General features: G+C 50.3%; 13 protein-coding genes. 4 read left to right on the top strand and 9 right to left on the bottom strand.

Translation table 11 applies throughout. The features are described 5' to 3' along the window. Nucleotides 1-115: 115 nt before the first annotated feature. Nucleotides 116-688, top strand: coding sequence for a DedA family protein (locus tag RSC70_RS20485; protein ID WP_332543447.1), 573 nt, complete (start codon nt 116-118; stop codon nt 686-688). 50 nt (nt 689-738) lie between these two features. After that, nucleotides 739-1,083 carry a nitrous oxide-stimulated promoter family protein gene (locus tag RSC70_RS20480; RefSeq protein ID WP_039187623.1) on the top strand — a complete coding sequence of 115 codons (345 nt, stop codon included), beginning with the start codon at nt 739-741 and terminating at the stop codon, nt 1,081-1,083. A 14-nt stretch (nt 1,084-1,097) separates the two neighbouring features. Here RSC70_RS20480 and RSC70_RS20475 read toward each other — a convergent pair whose 3' ends face one another. After that, on the bottom strand, nt 1,098-1,673 hold the full coding sequence (locus RSC70_RS20475) for a DedA family protein (protein WP_008813176.1): 576 nt from the start codon (nt 1,671-1,673) through the stop codon (nt 1,098-1,100). Between the two features lie 356 nt (nt 1,674-2,029). On the opposite strand from RSC70_RS20475, the gene chaA reads away from it, so the two are divergent. Continuing rightward, a complete protein-coding gene (chaA, locus tag RSC70_RS20470) occupies nt 2,030-3,139 on the top strand; it encodes a sodium-potassium/proton antiporter ChaA (protein ID WP_039187622.1) in 1,110 nt (369 codons plus the stop codon). 64 nt (nt 3,140-3,203) lie between these two features. On the opposite strand, the gene RSC70_RS20465 is transcribed toward chaA, so the two are convergent. After that, entirely contained in the window at nt 3,204-4,046 is an 843-nt protein-coding gene (locus RSC70_RS20465) for a DMT family transporter (RefSeq protein ID WP_061060152.1), read from the bottom strand. A 155-nt stretch (nt 4,047-4,201) separates the two neighbouring features. Beyond that, nucleotides 4,202-4,990: a phosphate starvation-inducible protein PhoH gene (gene phoH, locus RSC70_RS20460; RefSeq protein WP_004091460.1), complete on the bottom strand. Its 789-nt coding sequence runs from the start codon at nt 4,988-4,990 to the stop codon at nt 4,202-4,204. Nucleotides 4,991-5,513: 523 nt separating this feature from the next. Between phoH and RSC70_RS20455 the strand changes: the two genes are divergently transcribed. After that, entirely contained in the window at nt 5,514-5,948 is a 435-nt protein-coding gene (locus tag RSC70_RS20455) for an Rrf2 family transcriptional regulator (protein WP_008813173.1), read from the top strand. Between the two features lie 107 nt (nt 5,949-6,055). Here the strand turns inward: RSC70_RS20455 and cheZ are convergent, their stop codons facing one another. The 6 genes from cheZ to tsr form a co-directional block, all read right to left on the bottom strand. Next, nucleotides 6,056-6,700 (bottom strand): protein phosphatase CheZ, encoded by a 645-nt coding sequence (gene cheZ / locus RSC70_RS20450; RefSeq protein ID WP_004091456.1) that lies wholly within the window; start codon nt 6,698-6,700, stop codon nt 6,056-6,058. Between the two features lie 9 nt (nt 6,701-6,709). Then, complete coding sequence (cheY, locus tag RSC70_RS20445; protein ID WP_004091454.1) at nt 6,710-7,099, bottom strand: chemotaxis response regulator CheY; 390 nt, start codon at nt 7,097-7,099, stop codon at nt 6,710-6,712. 34 nt (nt 7,100-7,133) lie between these two features. Next, entirely contained in the window at nt 7,134-8,186 is a 1,053-nt protein-coding gene (locus RSC70_RS20440; protein WP_020303810.1) for a protein-glutamate methylesterase/protein-glutamine glutaminase, read from the bottom strand. Further along, nucleotides 8,183-9,058, bottom strand: coding sequence for a protein-glutamate O-methyltransferase CheR (cheR, locus tag RSC70_RS20435; protein ID WP_008813170.1), 876 nt, complete (start codon nt 9,056-9,058; stop codon nt 8,183-8,185). The genes RSC70_RS20440 and cheR overlap by 4 nt, the downstream gene beginning before the upstream one ends. Nucleotides 9,059-9,125: 67 nt before the next feature. After that, nucleotides 9,126-10,757: a methyl-accepting chemotaxis protein gene (locus RSC70_RS20430; protein WP_039187620.1), complete on the bottom strand. Its 1,632-nt coding sequence runs from the start codon at nt 10,755-10,757 to the stop codon at nt 9,126-9,128. A 261-nt stretch (nt 10,758-11,018) separates the two neighbouring features. Next, entirely contained in the window at nt 11,019-12,686 is a 1,668-nt protein-coding gene (gene tsr / locus RSC70_RS20425; RefSeq protein ID WP_008813168.1) for a methyl-accepting chemotaxis protein, read from the bottom strand. Between the last annotated feature and the right edge of the window lie 107 nt (nt 12,687-12,793).

The raw sequence follows: 12,793 nt of genomic DNA, 5'->3' as shown, positions 1-12,793 counted from the left end.
CGGCAGCTAAAGCTGCTACGACCCCATCGGTGTACTTCCCCTAAAATCGCGCTTTAGACCAGCATTAGCCAAAAGTCCTATTTCCCGATGAAACTAATACGAATAGGAGGACAACATGGCATGGCTAGAACCGCTATTGGCACATTTTGCCCTTTATCCGGCGCACCTGTTCTTATTGCTGTTCGGTATTGCACTGAGCAAATCGACCGTCGTCCTCTCTTCTTTGCTGCCACCTGCGTCAGTGATGCTACTGGCGAGTATTTCCATTAGCCAACCCAGCCTGACGGTTGGCGAAGTATGGCTAGCCATTACGCTAGGCGCAGCGCTAGGTTCAATTCTGAGTTTTCATTTCGGCGCGCTGATTATGCGCAACAAATTGTCTACGGGATTACTCACTCGCCATGAAGAAAAGCTGCAAAATATAAGGCGTAAATTGGAAAATAATGGCGTGCTAGTGCTATTTGGCTCGCGTTTTATCGCGGTGCTGCGCTATATGGTTCCGCTTGCTGCAGGCATGTTGCCGCTAAAACGATTTAGGGTTTACTGCGTTAGCCTATTTTCAGCGGCAATTTGGGCGGCTTTATTTGTGGGTATTACCTCTGGTGCGCTCCTGATTATCTATCCCTCCGATGATCTAATCAAAATGCAGGAAAGAATGGTATCTCGCAAGCCAATACATGTATTATAAATATATATTATGCGTATCGAAAAGTGAGTACCAACCGGGGAATAACCGCCATGCCAGACAATCGTATTCAGAGGGAAAAACTCACCATTCGAAGAATGATTTCGCTATATCAGAGACGTTGCCCCGAGGCCACGGCGGATGAACAGCACTACGATCTGCTTTACGCCTATGCGGTCAAACGCCTCGACCGTTGCATTTTTGGCACAGATAAACCCGCCTGCAAGCAGTGCCCTGTTCATTGCTATCAACCGTCCAAACGTGAAGAGATGAAACAGATCATGCGTTGGTCTGGGCCGCGCATGTTATGGCGTCACCCCATTCTCACCGTGCGTCATCTCATTGACGACAAGCGCCCAGTTCCTGAACTACCTGAAAAGTATAGACCGAAAAAATAGCCGTACTTTTCAGCCTAAGCATCGTTACTGTCCGCCTGTTTTGACCGATACCATTTAACCCCAATCAAGATCAGCAATAGCGCCACCATCAGCACCACAAACGCAATCCGCCGTTGGTGCTCATGAGCAAATAGACGGAATAATACTTCACTGGCTGCATAGCCTAGCGTCACCACGCTAAACGCCCATACTGCGGCTCCTATAACATTAAATAGGACAAATTTACGCAGCTTAACGCCAGATGAACCGATAATAATCGGCCCAACGGTGCGGAATCCATAAGCAAAACGCATCCCCAAGATCAGCCATGTTTCATGCTCGCGCACTCGCTGTTGAAAGCGCTGTATTTTTTTCTGCTGGCGGCGAAAACGACTCAAGATTTGCGTACCAAATCGACGTCCAACCATATAGAGGGTAAAGTCTCCCGCCGTCGCGCCCACGAACGTGAGCAGTAAAACCAGCGGATAAGACAGCAAATGTTTATGCGCAGCAATACCCGCTAAAAATGCAATCGTTTCGCCCTCAATAATGCTGCCGACAACCACCGCAATATAGCCGTAATCAGAAATCCATTGGCCTGCATCTGTCATGTTCTTGCCGCTCCTCCGCGATGTTCAAAATAGAATAGTAATGAGAAAGTTATTAGTCGCGATAGAAATTAAACTCCTTATCAAAAAATCAGTTCTCTCTAACCATGCAAATAAACGATTGAACCACCCTATAACACAATGGAACCTTTGCAACAGCTTATTGCCGCGCTGCTATCATGATTTAAGTCAGCAGACCGTGATAAAAATGCATAAAATAAGTAAAGCTAAGTAAAAACTAATCGAGAAAATCGTTTTTTTTGATAGGCTGTACATAGTTTTATCGAACTATTGATTGAGTTTTACGATGAAGCTTTGCGATTGACCGCCTGCGCCTAGTGATATGGAGAATAATCATAATGAAGTCAGAAACTGAAGCATGCCGAGTGAAAACGCGGCATAGCGAGTACTCATTAGCCCTACCTGTTATTGCCTTAGTCGTTCTTGCTCTTTGGGGAAATACCCAGAATTTACCTGCTATCGCTGGCATCAATATTCTGGCACTGATCGCTATCCTGAGTAGTGCCTTTAGCGTAGTACGTCATGCTGACGTGCTGGCTCACCGTTTGGGTGAACCCTACGGTTCGTTAATTCTTAGCCTGTCTGTGGTTATCCTCGAAGTCAGCTTAATCTCTGCGCTGATGGCTACGGGAGACGCCGCCCCTGCGTTAATGCGTGACACACTCTACTCTATAGTGATGATCGTCACCGGTGGTCTGGTTGGCTTCTCTTTGCTGCTGGGTGGACGTAAATTTGCCACCCAGTTTGTAAATCTGGCCGGCATTAAGCAATACCTGATTACGCTGATCCCTCTGGCGATCATCGTACTGGTACTGCCAATGACGTTCCCTAACGGCAATTTCACTACCGGTCAGGCGCTGATGATTGCGGCAATCTCTGCGGCGATGTATGGCGTATTCTTGCTGATTCAGACTAAAACCCATCAGAGCCTGTTTGTCTATGAACATGAAGACGATGGTGATGACCCTGCCGATCCCCATCATGGCAAGCCATCAGCGCACAGCAGCGCATGGCACGCGGGATGGCTGATCGTACATCTTATTGCGGTTATCGCGGTGACTAAGTTTAACGCCAATCCGCTGGAAAGCCTGTTGAGTACGCTGGACGCGCCGAAGCAGTTCACCGGCTTCTTGGTTGCATTGCTGATTTTATCACCAGAGGGTTTAGGAGCGTTAAAGGCGGTTCTAGCAAATCAGGTACAGCGCGCGATGAACCTGTTCTTTGGTTCTGTGCTGGCAACCATTTCACTGACGGTGCCTGCAGTAACTATTATCGCAACGCTAACCGGTCAGCCGCTGATCTTTGCGTTGGACGCGCCACAGATGGTCGTTATGGTTGCCGCACTGATGTTGTGTCAGGTGTCATTCAGCACTGGGCGCACTAACGTACTGAACGGTGCGGCGCATTTAGCGTTATTCGCCGCTTATCTGATGACGATCTTCCTGTAGTCGTCCCACTTCATGTCAAACGGCGCGATTATCGCGCCGTTTTTATTGGCTAGATCCTCAGGTTTTACCCCAACCGCGATAGCATCACGCCCGTAACAATCACGAGACTCGCGGCGATTCTGGCTCTCCCCATGGGCTCTTTGAGCAGCCATACCGAGAAAATCATCGCAAACAACACACTACTTTCACGCAGAGCCGCAACAACACCAATCGGAGCTTGTGTCAGTGCCCAAATGACGATGCCGTAAGCGAGCAGCGACATTGCTCCACCAGCCAATCCGGCTCGCCAGTTACACTTGATCTGTACCCACGTTTTCCCTCGTTGATGAGCCCATAGCAACGGCAACATAATGACGCCGTTAAGCGTAAACAGCCATAACGTATAGGTTAACGGCGCTTGTGCGGCGCGCGCGCCGGCACCATCAGAAAGCGTATAGCCCGCGGTAAACATGGCCGTAATAAGCGCATATCGCACCGCTTTGGCGTTCAATTTTGTGCTGCCACCACCGCGTAGCGCCATCAGCAAAACTCCGGCCACTAAAACCACGGCACCGATGATGCCTAATAGCGGCGGGTACTCACGTAGAAACAGCGCGCTGAGGATCATCGCCAGCAGCGGCGCACTGCCTCGCGCTAACGGATAAATTTGCCCTAAGTCACCTTGCCCATAAGCGCGACTGAGAAATAGACAATACCCAGTATGTAATACCAGAGACAGCAATAGCCACGGCAACGACGCCATATTGGGTAACCCTACCCACGCCAAACCGCAGAGTGATACCGCACCGGAAAACACCGCAATCAGCGCCACGCCGACAAAGCGCTCCTCACCAATCTTAACCAACGTATTCCAACTTGCATGCAGTAGTGCCGCGCAAAGTACGGCCAAAAAAACTGCGGTAGACATAGTTCATGCTCACCAAAAAAACTGAGATACCAACAGGATAAGATCTGTGCGCACGATTGTCACAAATACATCATAGAAGTGTTATGTGTAGAGGATTAAATAAGCAAGGCCACCCGAAAGTGGCCCTGAGAAGCAAACAGGATTAACGACAAAACTTATTGGTATGCGTTTAAGGTGCGCTGGCAAAGCGCCGAGCGAACGCAGTCTTGGCTGTCAAAGCGGACGATACTCACCATCCCATCCTCAGTGAAGCGTTGCAGCGCATCTTCGAGGCCGGATTTCACTCCGCGAGGTAAATCACACTGGGTTATATCGCCGTTAACCACCACGGTGACATTCTCCCCCAGACGAGTCAGGAACATTTTCATTTGGCTGGCGGTGACGTTTTGTGCTTCATCAAGGATCACAAAGGCATTTTCAAAGGTACGGCCACGCATATAGGCAAAAGGCGCAATTTCTACCTTGCCGATTTCAGGGCGCAGACAATATTGCAGGAATGAAGCCCCTAAACGCCGCACCAACACGTCATAGACTGGGCGGAAATAAGGCGCAAACTTCTCGGAAACATCACCCGGCAGAAAACCGAGATCTTCGTCGGCCTGCAGCACAGGACGTGTGACAATAATGCGATCAACCTCCTTATGGATGAGTGCTTCCGCCGCTTTCGCTGCGCTAATAAAGGTCTTGCCACAGCCCGCTTCGCCGGTGGCAAAGATTAACTGTTTGGATTCAATTGCAGACAGATAAGCGACCTGCGCTTCCGTTCTGGCCGTGACTGGCGCGTTATCGCGTTTTTCCCGCGCCATGCCAATGGTTTCGATACCGCCCATCTGAACCAGAGAGGCAGCCTGATCTTCCTCGCGCTGACGTTGACTACGACCATCACGTTTTACGACACGTTTAGCTTCACGACGCGCTCTGATAACAGCTTTCTGTTTTCCCATTTTGGCACCTTACAGTTGGTTTCAATCGTCATTCCACGTTTCATGAACGAACTGTCACTCGTTTATCCGCTAACCTCCTCAGTGAGGGTTAACCTGCTTGATACGAACACGCGCGCGAAGCTAATCCCTGCGGCGCGCAGTCGTAATAGGGGTGGAACAGATAGGAGAGTTAAACTATTGAGTGGGGAGTAAAGCCGTGACGCAGATTTTGCTGAGTCGACATTCTTGCTGTCACAGACAGCCTGCTGTTTGATTCTTGTTTGACATCGTGCTAGCCCAGGTAAGGACTGTCTCATCCGCGCTCCTCACAAACCTGCTGGTTCAATAACCTGCGTTAGTGTGAATACTGCTGTCGCCTAATGAAAATTTACTGCTTGATAATGACAGTATAATGACAGTGTTAATATTATTGCCACTAATTGTTAAAAAAGATTTAACTTTACTATTTATTGCCATGAGCTCAGCCAAAAGCGCCATAATTATGTTATAAACAGAGTTAATATTCTCACTCACTAGCGACTTCATGAAATTAACGACTTACACCGATTTCGGCCTACGAGCCTTGATGTATCTGGCCTCCATGCCCTATGGTCAGCGCACCAGCGTGGGTGAAATCGCCGGCCATTACGATATCTCGCGTAATCATATGGTGAAAGTCGTCGCACAGTTGGTCGGGTTGGGCTATATCCACGCAGTACGCGGCAAAGGCGGCGGTATTGAGCTAGGCAAACCCGCCGCAGACATCAATATCGGTCAGGTCATTCGCGCCTTGGAGAGCAATCTGAACGGCATTGACTGCCATTCACCGGGTTGCAAACTGATTAAGATATGTCAATTACAGGCCGCATTGAAAGTGGGGATGGAAGCCTTTTTAACTGCGATGGAAAATTACACGCTTGCCGATCTGGTCAGCAATCGTGGGGAGATTATTGCGATTTTAGGGATACCGGCAGAATAATGTTTACGGCTGAAAACGGGGCCTTGCACAAGTATCTATAGTGTTATTTTAGCGCGACGTTGATGATAAGCAGCGGCATTGCTATCACGATACCGCTGCTTCTTTCGTTAAAACCCTAAACTTCCCAACAAATCATCAACCTGCTCCTGATTTGCCACAATGCCAGGGCCGTTTTGGTTCATCTGTGGGCCATTGAGTAAGCCATCGTTTTCGCGTTTAGGCTTAGCTGAAACATCTGGGATATTTTCAACCAACACCGCCAATAGCTCTTTCTCGATCTCCTGAACCACACCCATCATGCGCTTAATAACCTGACCGGTAAGATCTTGGAAATCCTGCGCCATCATGATCTCAAGCAGTTGAGCATGAGTAAATGAGGTGTGTTCGGGAACAGCAGCCAGATAACTGCGGGTATCAGAAACCAATACGCGCGCGTCGGAAAGCTCGATAGGATTAGCAAACCACTCATCCCAACGCACTTTCAGATCGGTCGCTCCTTTTTCCAATGAGGTTTGGCGCGGCTGAGCAGCTTCAACGCAGTTTAATGCGCGTTCGGCAGCCTGTGCTGTCATCTGTACCACGTAGTCCAAACGATCGCGGGCATCGGGTATCGCTTCTGCCGCTTGAGCAATTGCCTGATCCAGACCAAGCTCTTTCAAGCTGTCACGCAGCATGCGCGTCAATTGCCCAATTCGAGCAATAATATCGTTGGCAGTGGCCGCATCAGTTGCGGGCATAGGATGTTCGTTCATTGTGACTCCTTAGATCCCCAACTTTTCAAAAATCTTATTCAGCTTTTCTTCTAACGTTGCTGCCGTAAACGGTTTAACCACATAACCGCTGGCTCCCGCCTGCGCGGCGGCAATAATGTTTTCTTTTTTCGCTTCTGCCGTCACCATTAGCACCGGCAACGCGCCGAGGCTTCCATCGGCCCGAATCGCCTGTAGCAGTTGTAGACCGTCCATGTTTGGCATGTTCCAGTCAGATACCACAAAATCAAATGCGCCAGCGCGTAGCTTGGTTAAAGCATCTGCGCCATCTTCCGCTTCTTCTACGTTATTAAAACCCAGCTCTTTAAGCAGGTTTCTCACGATGCGGCGCATTGTGGCAAAATCATCAACAACGAGAAAACGCAGATTTTTATCCGCCATACTGACTCCTCAAAGGTCCCCTACTCAGGGAACGTTAAATACGCAGTGCCTGTCCGGCACTAATTTGCGTCAGCATACGCTGACTGATTTGTTGCAGATCGACCACTTCATCGACGCCGCCCGTTAAAATGGCCTCTCTTGGCATACCAAATACCACGCAGCTGGCTTCGTTTTGCGCGATGGTATAAGCCCCTGCCTGATGCATTTTGAGCATCCCCGCCGCACCGTCATTCCCCATTCCGGTGAGGATCACCCCTACCGCATTTCGCCCTGCATAGCGTGCCACCGAATCAAACAGCACATCGACCGAAGGACGATGGCGGTTAACCGCCGGTCCTTGATGCAGCCGCACGATGTAGTTCGCGCCGCTACGTGCTAGTTCAAGGTGCATATCACCCGGCGCAATATAGGCATGGCCGGGTAACACTCGCTCTCCCTCCTCTGCCTCTTTCACCGTGATCTGGCAAAGCTTATTCAGTCGCTCAGCAAATGAGCGAGTGAACCCCGGTGGCATATGCTGAGTGATCAGCAATGCCGGGCTGGTGGTAGGCAAAGGCTGAAGCACATGGCGAATGGCCTCAGTGCCACCGGTGGATGCGCCAATAGCAATCAGCTTTTCACTGCTGAGCAGCGGCGTATGGCTAAGCGTCGCGGGCTTCACCGGCAGAGAACCGCGTGCTGGCAGGCGCGCTTTCGCCGCCGCCCGCACTTTATCGGCAATCATTTCGCTGTAGGCCAGCATTCCTTCGCGAATACCCAGTTGAGGCTTAGTGACGAAATCCACTGCCCCTAGCTCCAGCGCTTTCAGCGTGATTTCCGATCCTTTTCCCGTCAGTGAAGACACCATAACCACCGGCATCGGCCTGAGACGCATCAGCTTTTCAAGGAAATCAATGCCGTCCATGCGCGGCATTTCTACGTCAAGCGTTAGCACCTGAGGGTTAAATTTTTTAATCAGATCGCGCGCCACCAGCGGATCTTGTGCCACTGCGACCATTTCCATATCGGGATGACTATTAATGATTTCCGTCATCAGCTGACGCATCAGCGCCGAGTCATCAACACACAACACCCGAATTTTACTCATCGACTCTCCTTGGACAGCCCATACACGGTTTGTCCGCGCAAATAAAACTCTTGGCTGATATGGCTAAAGTTTTCCGAATGACCTGCAAACAACAATCCACCAGGTTTCAGCAATTTGATAAAACGATGGAGAATGCGAGCCTGAGTTTCTTTATCAAAATAGATCATCACGTTACGACAAAATATGGCGTCGAACGGCCCCGGTAAATCCCACTGCGGCGACAGCAAGTTGAGCATTTGAAAATGCACTCGCTGTGCTAATTCAGGTCGAACACGCACAAAGCCCTGCTGCGGCCCCGTCCCTCGCAGAAAAAAACGCTGGAGCTGAGACGGCGTGAGGTGCTTAGTTTCTTCCTGCCGATAAACGCCACGCACGGCTTTTTCCAACACCTGAGTATCAATATCGCTGGCCCAAACCTGTGGCCCGACCGGCGTGGTACCCAATGCTTCTGCTAACGTCATGGCAATCGAGTAGGGTTCTTCACCTGACGATGCCGCCGTGCTCCAAACACAATAATTGTGCGGACGTTTGCGCGCATGTTCCGCCAAAATGGGAAAATGGTGCGCTTCGCGAAAAAAAGCCGTTAAGTTAGTGGTTAGTGAGTTAATAAACGTCTGCCATTCACCGTGACTTTGGCTACTTTCCAAAAGTGCTAAATAGGCGCCAAAATCATTCAGATTCAACGCTCGAAGGCGTCGAACCAGCCGGTTATAAACCATTTCCCGTTTGTGGTCGGCTAATACAATGCCGGCATGTTGATAAATAAGCTGACTGATGCGACGAAAATGAACGTCTGCCAAGGGGACTCTCTGCATCATCAATGCGGGAGTCTGAACATCATCGTTTCCTGACTGTGTAAATAAATTCGCCATCACTCACCCAATTTACAATGGGCGAACGACCCAAGGTCGTTCACCATTAACTACCGCTTTAGTCCTGCTAAATCGGTTGCCATACATCTTTGTCCTTGGGCAGCTTCTGCGTTGATGTTGCGATACGATCATCAACAACTCTCGCAGCGGGTGCTGATACCAGATGGAACGCGGCAACAGAGCGTGTCAGTGCATTTGCTTGCTCTTCCACCGCCTGTGTCGCTGATGCAGCTTCTTCGACCAGTGCCGCATTTTGCTGCGTCACCTGATCCATTTGCGTTACCGCCAAAGCAACCTGTTCGATGCCTCGGCTTTGTTCATCGGAAGCAGAGGAAATTTCGCCCATGATGTCGGTGACGCGAGCGACCGAGCGCACCACCTCTTCCATGGTATTACCTGCATTTTCAACTAAGGCAGATCCTTGCTTCACTCGGTTGACTGAATCATCGATCAGCCCTTTAATCTCTTTGGCCGCCTGCGCGCTGCGCTGCGCCAAATTACGCACTTCCCCAGCGACGACCGCAAAACCGCGCCCCTGCTCTCCCGCCCGAGCCGCTTCAACCGCCGCGTTCAACGCAAGAATATTGGTCTGGAAAGCGATGCCGTCGATAACGCTGGTGATATCACCGATTTTCTGTGAGCTGCTAGCAATTTCATGCATGGTGCGCACAACGTTACCGACGATTTCGCCACCTGAAGTCGCCGTACCTGAGGCTTCTTTCGCCAAGCGAGCCGCCTGACGTGCGTTATCCGCATTCTGTTTTACGGTTGCCGTGAGTTGTTCCATGCTGGCTGCCGTTTCTTCCAGCGACGCCGCTTGCTGCTCCGTACGCGAGGAGAGATCGTTATTGCCTGAGGCGATCTCTTGTAGGCCGTTATAAATAGCGTCGGAACCCTGACGGACGGTTAATACGGTTTTCGCCAACGACTGCTGCATTTGTTGCAAGCTAGCAAACAATAAGCTGAGCTCATTACGCCCAAAAACTTTGATTTCACCTGATAAATCGCCTTCTGCTATGCGGTCAAAGTGGTCACGCATAGTATTCAGCGGAGAAATCAGCATTTTTCGTAGCCAATACAGCGAACTCAAAACGACGACAATCAGCATGGCAATGGCACCCGCGACCATCAGCATTGAGAGGGTGTAGGCGTTTTTGTTTTCGGTTGCCGTTTTTGCCAGTACATCATCAACATGCTGGGTATAGGCCTGCGTCTGCACTTCAAACAGGTCTTGTATTTTTTGCGTCGGCTGATCCATAAAACCTTGTAGATCGCCTTGTTCCAGCAGAACAATGAGTTCTCGCAACGTGGTACGTAATTTTTCGTAGCTCTGCTTGGTTGTTTCTGTCAGCTCCACGCCTTCCTTCGTGACACGAGGAACAGCCAAGAACTGGTTAAAATAGAGATCAGCCTTCTGCAATGATGAACGGGCTCCCGCCATCAGCTCATTGACTTTCTCCTGTGGCACCTTGAGTGCGGCACGAGTACCCGCTCGGTTAAGCGTATTGCGCGCCTGTAATAACGCCACCCATGACTGATTCAGCGCTTCACGCTGATCGTTAACCACCTGCACGTTAGAAAAGTTGTTGTTATCGGAACGAATCGACATAAATGACAAGCCGGTAGATCCCAATTGCAGCAGGCAGAACAGCATAAGCAGCAGGAACAGACTGGTTGATACTCGGATTCGATTAAACACGATGCTTTCCTTTTGGGCCGGTTCATTTGTAGGGTCCCGGCGCTGTCACGTTTTAATTATTCCCAACGCGTGTAGCGGCTTTGTCATCAGCGTCGCCACACGCGTGGAGATACATACTCAATAGATTTCAAGGTGCAGTTCACTTGAAACATTCATCCATGCCGTAGCCTGAAGAATGAAGAGTAAAAAAGTGCTTCAGCTTATCCCCGCTATGCAGGTAGGGTGGTCTTTGCCACCCTTTCATTTTTGTGACTACGGTGTTTAGAAGGTTTCCCAGTTATCGCCCGCATCGGTCGCCGCAATAGCACGAGGCGCCGGAGTGGCAATCACAGGCTTAACGCTACGACTTTCGCTGATGTCTTCTTTGAAATCATGCTGGATGCGGAATACTGAAACCGCCTGCGTCAGCATGCTGGCCTGTTCTTCCAGAGCGGCAGCCGCAGATGCGGACTCTTCCACCAACGCGGCGTTCTGTTGGGTCACGCGATCCATTTCAGACACTGCCTGACCAACCTGATCGATACCGCGACTTTGCTCATCAGAGGCCGATGCGATTTCGCCCATAATGTCCGTCACGCGAGTCACCGCACTGACGATATCGCCCATGGTTTCGCCCGCGCTTTCGACCAGCACTGACCCCATATCGACACGATTTACTGAGTCTTCAATAAGACCTTTGATTTCTTTCGCTGCCTGAGCACTGCGCTGCGCCAGATTGCGTACTTCACCCGCAACCACCGCAAACCCACGCCCCTGTTCACCGGCTCGTGCCGCTTCAACCGCCGCATTCAGTGCCAGAATATTGGTTTGGAAAGCAATACCGTCGATGACGCTGGTGATATCAGCAATCTTCTGTGAGCTTCCTGCGATGTCATGCATGGTTTGCACTACGTTCGCCACAACTTTGCCGCCTTTCTGTGCCGTTTCAGATGCGCTAAGCGCAAGATGGCTCGCCTGACGTGCATTTTCGGCGTTCTGTTTCACCGTTGCAGTCAGCTGTTCCATGCTGGCTGCCGTTTCTTCCAGTGAGGCCGCCTGTTGCTCGGTACGAGAAGAGAGATCGTTGTTGCCAGCTGAAATTTCGCTCGCGCCGCTGTAGATCGCATTAGCACCTTGACGCACATTACCTACGGTGCGAACCAGTTCACCCTGCATGTGTTTTAGGCTGGCGGCGAGCTGCCCCATTTCATTGGTGCCATGCACGTCAATGCTGCGCGCCAAATCGCCGCCCGCGATATGTTTGATGCTATCGATCAGGCGATTTAGCGGAACAATCAACGTTCTTTGAATACCGAACCAGACAAGAACAATCGCAACGGCCACCAGCGCAAGCACGCCGATCAAAATCCACATTGCCATGCTGTACGAACTGTTATTGTCGTTCACCGCTTCCTGATACAAACGATCGTTTTGCACCAGATAATCGACATAACTTTTCTCAAATCCGTCTTGATAACCTTGCGTCGGCTGGTCAAAGAACTCATTGATTTTGCCGGTAGAAAGCAGTTGGATTAGCTCAGATAATGCACCGTGCAAGATGTCGTAATTACGCTTTAGCTGCTCGACAGACTCTTGGCTTTGACGTGGGTCGATAGGCAGCGCCTCGTATTCCCCCCAACGTCCTTCCGCCTGCTGCAGAGAGGTTTTGGCAATTTGCAGCAAATCATCCACCGTCGCACCGCTACCGGTTTTATTCACATCCATCATGTAACGGATGCCCGCACGGTTAAGCGTATTTCGCGTTTGGAGTAATGCTACCCAGCTACCATTCAGCGTGGACTGCTGCTGGCGGATGGTTTGTAAAACAGTGAAGTTTTCCTTGTCGTTTTTCAGGGCGTTAAAGAACAATCCTCCGGATGTCATTTGCAAAATACCAAACAACCCCAGCACCAACAGCAAACTGGTGACAACTTTTATACGGTTTAACATGGTTTCTCATTCTCGGTACGTCGGATAGAAGGGATATCGGCGGGGCTTTAGAAAACTTTAGGGGGGAATTTAGTTTAGTGGGGGGATGGGTGTTTTTTGCTTGCCGA

The sequence above is a fragment of the Hafnia sp. genome (genome assembly GCF_036648275.1).
Classification (GTDB): Bacteria; Pseudomonadota; Gammaproteobacteria; order Enterobacterales; family Enterobacteriaceae; genus Hafnia; species Hafnia alvei.
Note: the sequence above shows the minus strand (reverse complement) of the source record. Positions and strands in the feature narration are given on the sequence as shown.

Coding starts and splice junctions, on each gene's coding strand:
- RSC70_RS20485 (WP_332543447.1), top strand. CDS start 116: ATGGCATGGCTAGAACCGCTATTGGCACATTTTGCCCTTTATCCGGCG.
- RSC70_RS20480 (WP_039187623.1), top strand. CDS start 739: ATGCCAGACAATCGTATTCAGAGGGAAAAACTCACCATTCGAAGAATG.
- RSC70_RS20475 (WP_008813176.1), bottom strand. CDS start 1,673: ATGACAGATGCAGGCCAATGGATTTCTGATTACGGCTATATTGCGGTG.
- chaA (WP_039187622.1), top strand. CDS start 2,030: ATGAAGTCAGAAACTGAAGCATGCCGAGTGAAAACGCGGCATAGCGAG.
- RSC70_RS20465 (WP_061060152.1), bottom strand. CDS start 4,046: ATGTCTACCGCAGTTTTTTTGGCCGTACTTTGCGCGGCACTACTGCAT.
- phoH (WP_004091460.1), bottom strand. CDS start 4,990: ATGGGAAAACAGAAAGCTGTTATCAGAGCGCGTCGTGAAGCTAAACGT.
- RSC70_RS20455 (WP_008813173.1), top strand. CDS start 5,514: ATGAAATTAACGACTTACACCGATTTCGGCCTACGAGCCTTGATGTAT.
- cheZ (WP_004091456.1), bottom strand. CDS start 6,700: ATGAACGAACATCCTATGCCCGCAACTGATGCGGCCACTGCCAACGAT.
- cheY (WP_004091454.1), bottom strand. CDS start 7,099: ATGGCGGATAAAAATCTGCGTTTTCTCGTTGTTGATGATTTTGCCACA.
- RSC70_RS20440 (WP_020303810.1), bottom strand. CDS start 8,186: ATGAGTAAAATTCGGGTGTTGTGTGTTGATGACTCGGCGCTGATGCGT.
- cheR (WP_008813170.1), bottom strand. CDS start 9,058: ATGGCGAATTTATTTACACAGTCAGGAAACGATGATGTTCAGACTCCC.
- tsr (WP_008813168.1), bottom strand. CDS start 12,686: ATGTTAAACCGTATAAAAGTTGTCACCAGTTTGCTGTTGGTGCTGGGG.